This is a genomic window from Treponema sp. OMZ 840, assembly GCF_050937815.1.
Lineage (GTDB): Bacteria > Spirochaetota > Spirochaetia > Treponematales > Treponemataceae > Treponema_C.
The window spans coordinates 1-14,353 of sequence record NZ_JACDIJ010000017.1 but is presented as its reverse complement, the minus strand read 5'-3'; the positions used below and the strand labels follow the sequence as shown (position 1 = coordinate 14,353).

17 protein-coding genes are annotated in these 14,353 nt (G+C 40.6%); 2 read left to right on the top strand and 15 right to left on the bottom strand.

Going from position 1 to position 14,353, the window contains the following annotated elements; all coding sequences use genetic code 11:
• Positions 1-64: 64 nt before the first annotated feature.
• The gene (locus tag H0R92_RS13075) at positions 65-2,419 is read left to right on the top strand and encodes a patatin-like phospholipase family protein (protein WP_432965773.1); all 2,355 of its coding nucleotides are present in this window, start codon (positions 65-67) and stop codon (positions 2,417-2,419) included.
• 59 nt (positions 2,420-2,478) lie between these two features.
• Positions 2,479-4,233, top strand: coding sequence for an energy-dependent translational throttle protein EttA (gene ettA / locus H0R92_RS13070; protein WP_432965770.1), 1,755 nt, complete (start codon positions 2,479-2,481; stop codon positions 4,231-4,233).
• Positions 4,234-4,287: 54 nt separating this feature from the next.
• Here the strand turns inward: ettA and H0R92_RS13065 are convergent, their stop codons facing one another.
• The 15 genes from H0R92_RS13065 to H0R92_RS12995 form a co-directional block, all read right to left on the bottom strand.
• The gene (locus H0R92_RS13065; RefSeq protein WP_432965767.1) at positions 4,288-4,728 is read right to left on the bottom strand and encodes a hypothetical protein; all 441 of its coding nucleotides are present in this window, start codon (positions 4,726-4,728) and stop codon (positions 4,288-4,290) included.
• Complete coding sequence (locus H0R92_RS13060; RefSeq protein ID WP_432965764.1) at positions 4,725-5,021, bottom strand: hypothetical protein; 297 nt, start codon at positions 5,019-5,021, stop codon at positions 4,725-4,727. The genes H0R92_RS13065 and H0R92_RS13060 overlap by 4 nt, the downstream gene beginning before the upstream one ends.
• A complete protein-coding gene (locus H0R92_RS13055; protein WP_432965761.1) occupies positions 5,021-5,953 on the bottom strand; it encodes an NADase-type glycan-binding domain-containing protein in 933 nt (310 codons plus the stop codon). The genes H0R92_RS13060 and H0R92_RS13055 overlap by 1 nt, the downstream gene beginning before the upstream one ends.
• A gap of 24 nt (positions 5,954-5,977) precedes the next feature.
• The gene (locus H0R92_RS13050; RefSeq protein WP_432965758.1) at positions 5,978-6,412 is read right to left on the bottom strand and encodes a hypothetical protein; all 435 of its coding nucleotides are present in this window, start codon (positions 6,410-6,412) and stop codon (positions 5,978-5,980) included.
• A 69-nt stretch (positions 6,413-6,481) separates the two neighbouring features.
• Positions 6,482-7,228, bottom strand: coding sequence for a hypothetical protein (locus H0R92_RS13045; RefSeq protein WP_432965755.1), 747 nt, complete (start codon positions 7,226-7,228; stop codon positions 6,482-6,484).
• Positions 7,229-7,433: 205 nt separating this feature from the next.
• Positions 7,434-7,820, bottom strand: a complete 387-nt coding sequence (locus tag H0R92_RS13040; protein ID WP_432965752.1) for a hypothetical protein — start codon at positions 7,818-7,820, stop codon at positions 7,434-7,436.
• A gap of 89 nt (positions 7,821-7,909) precedes the next feature.
• On the bottom strand, positions 7,910-9,046 hold the full coding sequence (locus H0R92_RS13035; protein WP_432965749.1) for an SUMF1/EgtB/PvdO family nonheme iron enzyme: 1,137 nt from the start codon (positions 9,044-9,046) through the stop codon (positions 7,910-7,912).
• Positions 9,047-9,060: 14 nt separating this feature from the next.
• Positions 9,061-9,678 (bottom strand): hypothetical protein, encoded by a 618-nt coding sequence (locus tag H0R92_RS13030; RefSeq protein ID WP_432965746.1) that lies wholly within the window; start codon positions 9,676-9,678, stop codon positions 9,061-9,063.
• Between the two features lie 135 nt (positions 9,679-9,813).
• On the bottom strand, positions 9,814-10,404 hold the full coding sequence (locus H0R92_RS13025; protein ID WP_432965743.1) for a hypothetical protein: 591 nt from the start codon (positions 10,402-10,404) through the stop codon (positions 9,814-9,816).
• Positions 10,405-10,428: 24 nt separating this feature from the next.
• Positions 10,429-10,956 (bottom strand): hypothetical protein, encoded by a 528-nt coding sequence (locus H0R92_RS13020; protein WP_432965740.1) that lies wholly within the window; start codon positions 10,954-10,956, stop codon positions 10,429-10,431.
• Between the two features lie 210 nt (positions 10,957-11,166).
• Positions 11,167-11,646: a hypothetical protein gene (locus tag H0R92_RS13015; protein WP_432965737.1), complete on the bottom strand. Its 480-nt coding sequence runs from the start codon at positions 11,644-11,646 to the stop codon at positions 11,167-11,169.
• Positions 11,647-11,702: 56 nt separating this feature from the next.
• A complete protein-coding gene (locus H0R92_RS13010) occupies positions 11,703-12,764 on the bottom strand; it encodes an SH3 domain-containing protein (RefSeq protein ID WP_432965734.1) in 1,062 nt (353 codons plus the stop codon).
• A gap of 19 nt (positions 12,765-12,783) precedes the next feature.
• The gene (locus tag H0R92_RS13005; RefSeq protein ID WP_432965731.1) at positions 12,784-13,188 is read right to left on the bottom strand and encodes a hypothetical protein; all 405 of its coding nucleotides are present in this window, start codon (positions 13,186-13,188) and stop codon (positions 12,784-12,786) included.
• A gap of 91 nt (positions 13,189-13,279) precedes the next feature.
• A complete protein-coding gene (locus H0R92_RS13000; RefSeq protein WP_432965728.1) occupies positions 13,280-13,597 on the bottom strand; it encodes a hypothetical protein in 318 nt (105 codons plus the stop codon).
• A gap of 4 nt (positions 13,598-13,601) precedes the next feature.
• Positions 13,602-14,353, bottom strand: a 752-nt coding sequence (locus tag H0R92_RS12995) for a hypothetical protein (protein WP_432965725.1), incomplete at its 5' end; no start/stop codon positions are given.

The following is a 14,353-nucleotide window of genomic DNA, read 5'->3' as shown; positions in this document are numbered from 1 at the left end:
TTGCAAGCCTGTAAAACAGATTCCGCCCCTTTACAGCCCCGTCATTTCTCCATATAATCCCGGTATGAAATTGATACAAAAAATTGCTGCGCTCGTATGCGTTTTTTTACTTTGCATCGCCCTTCTTCCGGCATTGGAAACGGGGAAAAAACGTCCCAGTGTGGCCCTTGTACTTGCAGGCGGCGGTGCACGCGGCTTTGTGCATATTCCCGTTTTGGAACTCATCGACGAATTGGATATTCCCGTAGATATAATTATAGGAACAAGCGCAGGCGCCATTATAGGAGGTCTTTATTGTGCCGGCTATACGCCGCAGGAAATACGGAATGCGGTATTATACTTGGATTGGGTTGACATATTCCGCAACGATAATTTTTCTCCGTTCGAACGTGCATTAAACGAACACAGCATTCCGGCAAACCCCGTCGCTTTAAAACTCGGTTCCGATTTTTCGCTAAACCTCGGCAAAGGTTTAATTACAGGCCAAAAAGCATATGAACAATTAAAAGCCCTGACGGTAAAAATCCCCTCATACATCGATTTCGACAGTTTACCCGTTTCGTTCCGGGCCGCTTCAACCGATTTATTAAGCGGAGATTTGGTTATTTTAGAGCAAGGCGACTTAGCCGAAGCCATGCGGGCAAGTATGAGCATTCCCGGCTTTTTCGAACCCTTTATAATTGACGGCAAATACTATATAGACGGAAGTGCGCGCGATAATTTTCCCATCCGCACCGCAAAAAAACTCGGTTATGATATCATTATTGCAGTTGAAATCTCAAACCCGCTCAAAACAGATACCGATGCATTCGATACCAGCCCCTTACGTGTTATTGAACAAATGACATCCATGCAGCAAGCCATACAAGGCAAAGAAAACTATGAACTGGCCGATTTGGTTATGTTTCCCGATATCCGCGATTTTTCCATGATGGATTATCTTCGCGCCGAGGATATTTACAAACGCGGCAAAGCGGAAGCCGAACGGTACCGCGGGCATTTAATCGAATTGAAAAAAAAGATTTTTGCCCAATCCGATGCGGAAACGAAAAAGGAACCGGCCGACAAAACCGAAAGTATTTCCGAAACGGGTAATTTTAAATTTATCTCCGAAAAACCGGCCGGAAAAAAAACGGGACATTACAAAGAACTGCCTTATACCTGTCCGGAAGCATTGATTTTAAAAGGCTGTAAAGAATCGGACAGATATTATATGGAACGTGTTTTTGCACGCATGGCGGGAAAGCCTTTTACAAAACAATCCCTATTGCGCCTCACCGAAGCCGCTATGGATACGGGTAATTACACTGCGGCAATTCCCCGAATCGATGTAAGAAGCGGTAAAAATGTACTTGAACTGTATTTGCATCAAAAACCGGACGAAAACGGCTTGCTTTTGCAAAGTTTGAATTTTGCCGGAACGGCAAGTTCCGCATCTTCCGCAGTTCTCACCCTTTCGACCGCCGTGCAGTTTAGAGGCTTAAGCGGCACCGGTTCCGCACTGTCTTTAAAAACATCCTATGTAAATAATACGTCACTGAAATTTTTGTTTTTTCAGCCGCTTGGCCCCAAAGCGTTTTTTCAAGCCGAAGCTTCGGTTTCGCACGAGCCCGAATTTTTTGTAAGCAACTTCGACTTTCACCGCATAAACGGAAGTTTATTACGCCGCGCCGGAATGGAAATAGGTGTCGGCGTTTTATTCAACCCGCACCATACTCTTTTAAACAAAACTTCGCTCCATTGGTTTGATACGCGGCAAGCAGTGCCGGAACACAGTCCTTGGCCATTCGACGCTTATAATAAGGAAAACTTTGATTTTGCGGCCGAACTTTTTTCGCAGTATACTTTCAGCAATTTAAATTACCGTACTTTTCCGACACGGGGCTTTTTTTCATCGACTGCCGTTTCGGCGGTTTTTCCGCTGGGAAGTTATAAAACACCGGTATTTGAACGTATTACATCCGATTTTACCGCCGCAATTCCGATTTCGTCCCATATAACCGTTTTGTGCAGCCTCTTTGCGGGGAGTAATTTGTCGGAGCAGCTTAAAAAAACGCCCTCGCTGATTCCCGTATACGGCTTTCACTTAAAAGACCGTATGTTTTTTCCCCATGTGACGGCTAAACGGAAATTCGGCGTACACAAAGCGGCGGCAGCCTTCGGTTTCCAAATAAGGCCATGGGAACAACTTACCATTTTGGGCGGACATATGTTTTTTTCCGTAAACGGTGCAATCGGCGACGTATGGGCCGACTATGCAAGCTTTCCGCGCAACGGCGATTTTGCATGGCGCGTTTCCGGCGGTACCGGATTACGCATAAAAGATATGTTCGGCATCAGAGTTTGCGCAGGGGCCGGAAACTCGGACGGAAAAATCTCGCCCTTTATATCCTGCGATTTCGGTAACATTTTATACTAGAGCGTAAAACAGTTCCGAATACGCTTTTCTTATTTTCGCTTTTAGGCTATAATCCGGCTATGGCAAAGACAGTCGACGATAAAAAAATCATTTATTCTATGGACCGCGTGTCGCGTTCATACGGAACCAAAACCGTTTTAAAGGATATAAGCATTTCCTATTATTACGGTGCGAAAATCGGAGTTATCGGAGCGAACGGCTCGGGTAAATCGAGTTTGTTTAAAATCCTTGCGGGAGTCGATACCGAATTTACCGGAGAAACTTCAATTTCGCCCGGCTATACGATAGGCTACCTTCCGCAGGAACCTCATCTTGAAGAGGGTAAAACCGTAAAAGAAATCGTAAGCGAGGGCGTAAAAGAAATTACCGACTTGCTTGAAGAATTCGATAAGGTAAACGAAGCGTTCGGAGAGCCGGATGCGGATATAGATAAGCTGTGCGCAAAGCAGGCGGCCATTCAGGAAAAGCTTGATGCCGCGGATGCGTGGAATCTCGATTCGAAATTGGAACTTGCGATGGACGCCCTCCGCTGCCCGCCGCAGGATATGAACATAGACGTGCTTTCGGGCGGTGAAAAAAGGAGAGTCGCCCTGTGCCGCCTCTTACTGCAAAAACCGGACATTCTCCTGCTGGACGAACCGACAAACCACTTGGACGCCGAAACGGTGGCATGGCTTGAGCGGCATTTACAGCAGTACGAAGGAACGGTTATCGCCGTTACCCACGACCGCTATTTTTTGGACAATGTGGCCGGCTGGATATTGGAACTCGACCGCGGCGAAGGTTACCCGTACAAGGGTAATTATTCCGGCTGGCTTGAGCAAAAAAAGGCCCGCCTTGAACTTGAAGAAAAGGGCGAAAGCGAGCGCAAAAAGGCTTTGGCGCGTGAATTGGAATGGATTCATATGAGTCCCAAGGGACGCCAGGCAAAGCATAAAGAGCATATCGCAAAATACGAACAGCTTTTAGCCGCCGAAAACAAGGCTCAGGTAAAAGACAGCGTTATTACGATTCCCGCAGGCCCGAGATTGGGCAATGTGGTTATAGAAGCGCAAAATCTTACCAAAGCTTTCGGCGACAAACTTTTATTCGAAAACCTGAACTTTACCGTGCCGCCGGGAGCCGTCGTCGGCATTGTGGGGCCAAACGGTGCGGGAAAAACAACCCTCTTTAAATTGATTATAGACGCGGCCGCTCAATTAAAGGGGCGGACTGCTGAAAACGGGGAAAAGCCGGATAGCGGTTCTATCCGTATCGGAGAAACGGTTAAGCTTGCCTACGCCGATCAAATGCGAAGCGGTTTGGATGCACATAAAACCGTATGGGAGCAGCTTTCAGGCGGCCTCGATATTATCAAGCTCGGCGCAGTCGACAAGGACGGAAGAGCCGTAAACGGTGCAATCCGCGAAGTGAACAGCAGGGCCTATTGTTCGTGGTTTAACTTCAGCGGAGCCGACCAGCAAAAAAAAGTGGGCGTTTTATCGGGCGGCGAGCGCAACAGGCTCAATTTGGCGATGATGATAAAAGAAGCGGCAAACGTCCTTCTTTTGGACGAACCGACAAACGATTTGGACGTTGCAACCATGAGAGCGCTCGAAGACGCGATTCAGGACTTTGCAGGCTGTGCCCTTATCGTCAGCCACGACCGCTGGTTTTTGGACAGGGTTTGTACCCACACCCTCGCATTCGAAAACAACAGCGAAGTGCGCTGGTTTGAAGGCACATGGAGCGAATACGCCCAATGGCGGCGCAAAGAGCTGGGAATCGACGCCGAGCGCCCGCACAAAACGATATACCGCAAAATGGAGCGGTAAAACGTATGAACGGGGCTGCCGTAAAGCTTTATCTTTCGGCAGCGCCGCATCCGTTTATACCGGGGCAAAAAATGACCTTTTTACCATTGCCTCCAATTCTTCCACACTTATTTTTGAATATTTTACCGAGGGGATAACTTCCTTTAAAGCGGCATAGTTCGCTTTGGTGTATGCAAAATAAAAATTTTTTATAGTTGTATAAACTTGAAAACTCCGTTGGCCGAAATTGTCGATGGATACGATTTCAATATCATCAAATAAAAAATCTTTTTTTGAAAAAACCGATATTTCCGTAAAACCCTTTTCAGTTACTAAAATATCACATATAGAAATAGATGCAAGAAATCCTATTCCGCCCCCAAAAAGAAGCAGCACGGAAATATCTCCCAACCGCCCTTTGTTTCCCGTAACAGCCGACACAATAAACCACACAAGCCAAACAACAAAAGCAAAAAACGATCCGATTGCAAGCGGTGTTTTTGATGTTTTATTCATACTTCTATACCCTCGTTGCATAGAATGTTCATATTCATACAAACCGAAGATAAAAATATTTTATCTTCAAACTTACAAGTTACCTGTTGCATATATACATAATTCGCATACCATACCGGCTTTGATACTTGAACATGCCTATCCGCTTTTTTATTATAGACCATATATATTTCTTCTCTATGATAGCCGCTGTCCGCATTCCCGCCGATTATATGGTCAAATTGCATGGATATACCGAGAAAGACAACTCCCAATACAATACAAACCGCCGCAAAATTATGGTTTATTTCCATTACCGGCTCCTTATATACATATATCCTCTAGCTAAAATACCGTTAGCAGGCGCCACCATAGAAAGCTCCGGAGCTTCATACAACATATACACCCCGCCTAAACAGACATCTTTATACTTACTTCCCGGATACACATCTTTTACAATTACCCTTATAGTGCCCGTTACACTTTTCGGCAGCGTAATCACTTGCGGATGAGGACTGTCATTAAGCAGAAACGGCCATGCTCCCTGTTTTGTTTTAACTATAATTGTTTTTAAACGCGCATTATTATAGTACCAATCGGGAGAATCGGCTTTAACAAAACCGTTGACAATTACCAATTCTTGAGTTTCTCTGCCGATTTTTTTCTCCACCCATTCTCCGATACCGTTTTTACCGCCGGTAGGTACCCAAGGATTTCCGATTTGCAAATAAAATTTTGACTTTCCGTTATAAACAACAGGGGTATTATTCAGCGTTTCTTTTAAAACGGAGCTGAATCCCGTAAAAGATAAAGAAACGTCATCAATGCCTATCCATAAATCTTTCCAACGCGGAGCTTTCGGCAAACGCACATAAGAAGAATCCCTGCGCAATCCCCACAACGTATCTCCGGTTTTACAATCGATAAGCACACAAATAAGATTTTGAAAATACAAAACCATAAAACGCCTTGTTTTTGTTTGAAGAAATAAAAAATCTTTGTACAGCTCTAAAGAATACGGTTCGGATAGGGTGCGGGCAATAAAAACCCCTTCTTCATTTTTGACTAAATCGAATTCGGGAATATCCAGTTCAAGTTTGCCGTTTTTAAATACCATCTTAAACCCGGGCCCCGTCATGTCGTCATAATATCCCGTATACACATATTCCTGATTTTCAAAGGGGTATGTAAACACTTTCACCGTGCACACACACAGAAAAAAAAGAAAAATAAAACGTACTTTCATAGGCCTAATCCAATTATTTACCGGTTAATATTCCGATTTAGGTACGGTAAATTTTTCAAACATCCCGCTTTTTTCGTTAAAATAAAATATAATGGGGTCGGTTGTACTCTTGCCCTTATTCCAAAACGGGTGCAGATAAAATCCGTTTTCGACTATTTCGATTTTCCATGCATAAAAATCGTCGCCGAATCGTTTTCCGTCAATAACGGAACGAGTTTTCGTATCGGTTATAACCGTATCTTTTATTTCAAAAAAGATAACCGGTTTTTCCCCCTCTTTGAAAATAACGGCTGTTTTTATAAAGCCGTCTTCCGTGTATTCTCCTTGAAGAAAACAGCTCACATCCGTTTTTACGGTTATAGGTAGACGAGGCAGCCCCTTCATATTTGCAGCCGGGTTTTCGTTTTTATTACATGCGACAAAAAGAAAAAATAAAACGGATAAAACATAATTTCTCATACGCATTCCATAACATAACTTCAATGTACACAATTTTATACCCCGTTTTTACCCCTTGTCAAGGAAAAATCAATTTTTCAGCGGTATGCCGTTTTTCTTTTTCCGGCGTTTTTCGGTTTCGTTCACAATCAATGCGGCAATCGCGCAGATAAAACCGGCCGGTGCGGCGGCAGCATATAACAGCATCACGGGTATATCATGCGTGTATTTACGCATCCACTCTTGTTGTTCGGGAGTTACCTCTTTTCCTGCAAATATGCCGTCTGCGTTCAAGTCGAATGAATAGAGCTTGTCTTCCATATGCTTTTGGTCGATTATTGCAGGTATGGCGATACAGCCGCTTATAATAAAAAATACGCTTAAAAAAAGAAGTTTTCGTTTATCGCGAAAAAGGTGTATCGCCGTAAACAATATGTAGGGAATAAAGCCTATCAAAGTGGTACCGATACAGAATTTAAAAAGCGCATTCACATATATAAAAAATACACTTACCGCGATATTTTGTGAATGCAGATTTTCGAGTGTTTTAAATACTCCGAATAAAAATTCGCTTGCAACTAAAAAGGGTGTCCCAAAACCGACCAAAACAAAGGCGGCCGCCATCGGTTTATGATTTTTATTTTTTAAATGTATAATTGCATTTACAATTAAGGAAGACAGTGCAAACAGAAACCCTTTTGCGGCGGCAGCAACGTACAAAAAGACAGTATCCTGCGCAGTAAGTGTCGGTTCGGCTGTATGCCGGGAACCTGCTATAGCAAGGTTAAAATACCGCGCGATAAAAAAAATACCGGTAAAAATAAAAAATACGCTCAAAAATACTGCCTGCCGTCCGTATTCTTTCTTTCCACAAAATAAAGCGAGCGCAATTGTCACACACAGCCAAAAAACAACGGTACATATTGCACCTGCATTCCCTTGAAAAAATAACGCAAAAAACTCATTGATAAAAAGTACGCACGGCACGTATATCTTAAAAAACAAAAAATTCGGAATTTTCATTTTAATGACACAACCGATTTTATCTTACACCGTGTCTTTTACCTTTGTCAAAAGAAAGCGATTTTTCGGGCGGCAGTTTCTTATAAATATGATTTTTCAACTTATCCCCCAAAAAAAACACCACTTTATATATAATTCCGAATATAAGACTTGCCAAGCAGACATATACAAAAAAAACGAACCGCGCACCGTCACCGCTATAGACAGCATCGGCCCATCGTTGATAATCTCCGACCTGTTCATCGTCTGTCCAAATACCGTCTTTGTTTATATCAAATTTATTGAGCCGGTATTCGTTATGAGCTCTTTTTGCAAAAAAATAAGTCCCATATATAAAAACAGGCAAGCCCAATTCTACAAGAAAAAATACAATTGTTAACAAAATCTTAACGAATTTTATTTTCATACGCACATATCAACTCCATTCTATACCCCGTTTTTACCCCTTGTCAAGGAAAAAGGGCGGCATAAACGGCGGTTAAAGTACCGCATCCGTTACGGCTTTTGCGGTGTCAAATACCCCGAAAAGCACCAGCCTTCCGTGCCGTCCTGTAGACGCACTTTTACCAAAGAAGCCGTTATGCCGTCTATATGGGTTGTTTGTCCCGTTTGCATAAGCGTAAGAGCTTGCCCCTTCGGTATCAAGCCTACTTTTTGTGCCTGTAAATTCGGCTCGGAGCGTATATTTAAATTATCTGAGGCATAATATACCGAACCGACACTGTAACGGCCGTCAGTTGCCTTTTGTGCCGGTTGAGAGGTACCGGATGCATTCCGAACCATACGAATACCTATATAATATCTTTCCAAAGGATCACTGCCGCCCCTAGCCGATAAAACAGCCATATAGGCAAGCATATTTACCCCTACATCTTTTTTATCGGAATAACAACTACAGGTTCCGCATGAAAGGCGTGATTTATTTATACCTTCTTCCCCTGCGGAATTCGGTTTTATATCCCAGCACCATTCCCATGCATTCCCGAATACATCGTATAAACCGACGGGGTTCGGCTCAAGTTTCCCAACCGGCTCGGTCGATGAGGAATTCGTTGCAACCCATGCATATGTTTCTACGGGTTTCGTTTCCCACCACTTTGATTTTATTCCTTCCAAACCGCCCAAAGCAAAATAAATCCATTCCGTTTCTTCCGGTAACCGGTAGCCGTCGGCATTTTTATTGACAACAATTTTAGGCATTTTTACCGGTTTGGGATAGGTATATGAGCTTTGTGTCGGTATGCTGCCTTTTAACGTATAAACCGGTGTATAGCCTTCTTTTTTGCTCCGCCAATTACAATATTCAAGCGCTTCAAAGAATGTTATACCTATGGCAGCCGATTCGGGATACGACATAAGATTGTAATAATTCAGCTGTACCGCCGTAATGTTATAGAATTCCTTTTTGCCCGTTTCATTTATAAAAGCTTCCCACTCTTTTCGGCTCGTTTCGTATTTTTGCACGTATAAATCCGGCACCGTAATTTCTTCAGAGCCTATACCAAGCAGTTTTTTCCAATTATATACTCCGCCCTTTACAAATACGTTTTCAACAGGAATTACGGCAGGTTCGGCCGCATAGCAAACAAAAACAAACATAAAAAACAATAAAGGTATAACATTCTTTTTCATCTTTTATTCTCCCTCTATGCGGCCTTTTCAAGGAAAAGAGTTACCTTCAAAAATCTTTTTAATATTTTTTGCTCCCGCTTACTCAGTTTGTCGCGTGTTATCGGTTGATTGTACATTCGCAACCAAACTTTTTTAGACGATACTTTTATATCCGGAATAAAATCAAAACGCTCTTTTAAGGGGTCTAAAACAAGTAATTCCAAATCCGGGCAAAAAGAAAAATCCAAGCCTTCGGACCGTATCTTTTCTATGCGTTCCCTCGGTATATAACCATTGTACTCTACTTTTTTTAATTTTGTCATACCGGATAAAACGGAAAAATCGGCAAAATGTACGGAACCGAAATATACCTCTTCTACACTTGATAGTTTTTTTAGAAAATTATAATTTGTAAGAAACGCTAAAGTTTGAAATTCCAAAACTTTTAAGTTCTTTAACTTTTCCAAACCTCTGATATCTTGTGTTCTATACCTGTTACTGTCCGAATCAAAAATAACCAGCCTTTCGATATCAGCCGGATAGTATTCGGCAATTTCCGTACCGTCTGTCATTACCCTGATTATTTTTACATCCTCAGCAAATGCCCATACAGCCATTATAACTAAAAATAACAACATTACATTTTTTTTCATACAAAACTCCAAATTAAAACAAGCGGTGATATTTCAGTCGTTTGTTTTAACTCCTCCTTACGGTATGTCGGGAACAAACAAGTAAAATGTTTTTAGCACGATATTATTCCCCACCGTTTAATAAAAGTTCTTGTTTTAACGCTGTTTCCACACGGAAACTTTGTGTATCGTTTTATTTGTATACTCATATTGTATCCAAGCCGTTTCAAGACCTTCCCCTTGCGTCCATATATCTTTTTTATACAGCATAACCGCAGGCGTGCTGTCTTTTATTTCAAAGGGCGTACCGAACTCAACCAATACATCGTAGGGTGTTTTACCGATATACTTACTCCACTTTTCACTTACAGAAGTTTTATTATAAAAGGCGGCATAGCGTATTTTATACACACCTTCGTGAACGGTATACCGCAATACAAAGCTGTCCGATTCTGCGATAACGGCGGAATCATAAATACCTGAAAAAACGGCTTGTATATCATTTTTTTCGGCCGATCCCGACATATCGGCACCCGACATATCGGCGGAAGAAAATTCGGTAATTTTACAGTCTTCGGTTATGGAGAGCGCAGAAGCGGGGATGTCCGCAAAAATATCGGTTTCAAAAATATCTTGTACTTCCGTTTTCTCCGTTGTTTTTGTTATATCCGTTTCATCGGTTTTGTTTATACCCTTCGAACAGGACACACACATAATCAATATGATTATAGTCCATATATATTTCATGCTTTACCCCGCTTTAATATGGTTTTATTGGTCACGCGCCAAAAGAATACCGCTTATCGTTTTTTTGTCACAGTCAAATTGTATATAATATTCATGTGCCGTATAAAATATGGAAGAAGAATTAAGTCTTTTAGGTTCGCCGAAAATCCGTAAAAGATAATCGGTACTTTTTCCTATATAAGAACTCCATTCGGATGCAATTGAAGTTTCCCCCGTCAATTTGACATATTGAATCTTATACGTATCCTTGTATTTTGTATAAATAATTTTAAAACTTTCCGACGAACATATAATCACGGTATCCCATTCTCCTGCAAAGCGCCAATGCTCTTGTCTTGCTTCATTTTCATTCAATTTTTCTACTTTGTGAGCTTCCGTAATCAATTCGGGATTTTCGGGGATCTCCGCAAAAATATATGTTGAAAAAATATCTTTCGGCACATTAATTGCTTCTTTTTGTCCTTGTTCGGCATAGACCGCACCCTGCATTCCAAAGAAAATCAACCGTAAAACATTCATACCGATGAATAATAGTAATCGATAGTTTTTCATAATCACTCCTGCACTCTTAATAAGGCGAATCCGTTCGAAGAAAGTAACGCTCCGTCTGTTATTTTAGCCAGCCATGCGGCATCGGCTATACTATTTAATCCTATACAGCCCCATGTTGTTCCGGGTGCAAAATGGATTCCGTATCCTGTCTTACTTTCCGGCTTCGCCTTTTATAACAGGGAAAAACCCCAAACGCAGTTTCCGACGTCTTTATCCTTTATGCATATATTCTTTTACCAATTTTATAATTGCTTGAATATCTTTATCAGTTTCGGCTGTATTCTCAATCGAATTTGAGCGCTTATCAAAACAACCGATACGGCCGTTTTCAACTTTGTAATAGCGTTCCGTTATTTCGGCATTTTCCGTCGTATACCGTTCTTGGTACATAAAGTATTCTTCATATATAAACCATGTTGTTCCCTCATATATGAATGTATAATGAACTTTTTGCATTGACCCGAAAAACATAAGTTGATAATAATTTCCCTGTTTTTGCGGATTTTTATTTTCAAAATAAAATAAAACGCCGTCCCTTCCGATTTCTTCGTTTAAATTGACTTCCTTTTTCGGTGTGCCGGCATAGAGGCTTTCATACCGCTCAAATAACTTTCGAAAATCATTTTCCGCAAACACACAGGTCATCATTACAATAAAAATAACGTAACTAACAATTCTTTTATTTAACATCGACAAAGCCTCTTTATACAATCGATTACCTCGTGCCGGTTAAAGTACCGCATCCGTTACGGTTTTTGCGGTGTCAGATACCTAGAAAAGCACCAGCCTTCCGTACCGTCCTGTAAACGCACTTTCACCCAAGAAGCCGTTATGCCGTCTATTTTTTCTTTTGCCCCAAGTTTAAGAATCTGCAGTTGTGTTCCCTTGTTCGCCGTGCTCAGTTTTGTTCCGTCACTCCCCGCCTTATCGAGGATATTTAAATTAGCTTGCGTGTAAAAAGCGGTTGTGTTAAGCGGAAGTTTCATATCGAACAGATTTTGCACCGATATATAGAGCTTGTCGTAATAATCCAAAAACACAAGCATCCATGGCGGAAGCCGCTTTGAGCGGTTTTCAAGGTGTTCTCTGAATTGTTCTTGTTCTTTTCCCGAAATAAAAGCCCATGTATCTGCATAGGTATCTTTTCTGAAATATTCCAGAAAAAAAGGTACAAGATCCAAATTCCAATCATAACAATACAGTTTTATAAAAGAGATACGGTCTTCTCCGTTTAAAAAAGCACATTCTATCCAATACATTTGAGGACAGGGAACATTTTCATAGAGTTGAAAACCGATGTTCATTTCCCCTATAATATACCCGTTATATTGCATTTTTTTATGTATAAGAAAATTGGGGCGGGAAAAGGTTCTTCCCTCATCATCAAAGAGGACATATTCGTTTTTTTGTGTTCTTTGTAAAAGTTCTTTTATATCTTTTGCACAAAGTTCTTGTTGTTTTGAGAACTCTTTCGGTAACTCATAACCAACGGCTCCATAATAACCGTATTCATATATCGGTTTTGAAAGTAAAGTGTGGGCGAAATATCCTCTTTTAATTTTTTCCGGTATATCTTTTATATAAATATCATATATTTCATAGGTATAGCGGGTTGCTCTTTCTTTTTCGCTCATACGTTCCCATCGCTCGGCCGACTCTTTATCAAATTGAATAGCGATGGGTATATCAAAATTCTTTACAAAGTTGTCAGGTATAAGAGAGGCTGTTTCACTTTCGGTGATAAAAACCTCTTGAGAATATACAAGCGATAATAAAAAACACAGTGAATACAGCACTCTCTTTTTCATACGCTGCCTCCGTTACAGTTTAAATCGTAATGTGCGGTCTTCTCCGTTTATCCCCCTCGCCTTTGTCAAAAGGAAGCGATTTTTCAGACGGCAGTTTCTTATAAATATGATTTTTCAACTTATCCCCCAAAAAAAACACCACTTTATATATAATTCCGAATATAGGACCTGTCAAGCAGATATATACAAAAAAAACGAACCGCGCACCGTCACCGCTATAGACAGCATCGGCCCATCGTTGATAATCTCCAACCTGTTCATCTTTTGTCCAAATACCGTCTTTGTTTATATCAAATTTATTGAGCCGGTATTCGCAATAAGCGCTGTCTGCAAAAAAATAAGTCCCATATATAAAAACAGGCAAGCCCAATTCTACAAGAAAAAATACAATTGTTAACAAAATCTTAACGAATTTTATTTTCATACGCATTATCTCCAGTTTATTTTTTCAGGATTTGGAAAACTTACACAGAAATACTGTTAACAATCTTTTCACCGTAATCTCTCTTTGAATTTTACGTCTTTTTTTTGTGTTTTTTATAAATTATAATAATTACATTATACATAAATACTATTATAAACGAAAACATCAAGGACACAAATACTGTTTCTTTAGATAAAAGCAACATATGAGATGATGCTCCTTGAGTAGATTTCTTAAACCAATAATCAAATTCACCATTTTGTTCGGCAAGGTCATAAAAACCGTCTTTATTAATATCATATGAGTCAACTTTGTGATTAATATATACGAATCTACCCCAAATAATCCCATTTAAAACAATAAAAATGATTAAAAATGAAGTTAAAAATATTACTACGCTTTTTTTCATTTTTTTACCATTTTTTGTTATTTGGAACAGAAAAACTTATTGACCATGTTCTGGGATAAAAGGCATATGGGAAACTTCCGTTTCTTTCTAAATTAGGACCAATACCATCAGCTTTTGGAGAATTATTCCTAAAATCATAAATATCCCAGAAGCCATCTCCATCGCTAGCAGTAAAGTCAACAACACAAAACTCGGTACCTGTTGATATTTTATATTTAATTTGTGTATTTCCCATAAAGAACATGCCATTTTTATCATATATACTGTTTTTTCCAAAAAGCAAATTTTTCCCAGATAGTGTTATTCTGTAATTACCTTCAGCAAGGGGAGTGTTTCCAGATTGAATTTTATTTTCTTTTTGAGCATTTTTTTCTCTTAGCGCTTTGTAAACGTCATCACCTAACCAAGCCTTTGTACCATTTCCATTGTTATATAAATATTCTGCTTCTTCATTATTATTTATAAGAGGTGCTCCTGTCGGCATTACTGTTCTTTTCCCCATGTCAACAGTTTCACCGACCTGCAAAGTTCTTGGATCTCTTGTTTTATCCCAATTCGATTCGTGCCAATCTTTGCCTGTCAACCGCTGTAAACCTGATAATGTAGCTTTCTTTTGAGCGGTGAACGTTGCATCTCCGTTATTGACCCATGTCCCGTCACTACTGACAGATTTGATATTTTCTTGTCCCGCCAGTCCGTTCCGCCATTCGCCTGCACCGTCTTTTTTACCGTTTTGTACCGTTCTTATTCCCGTCA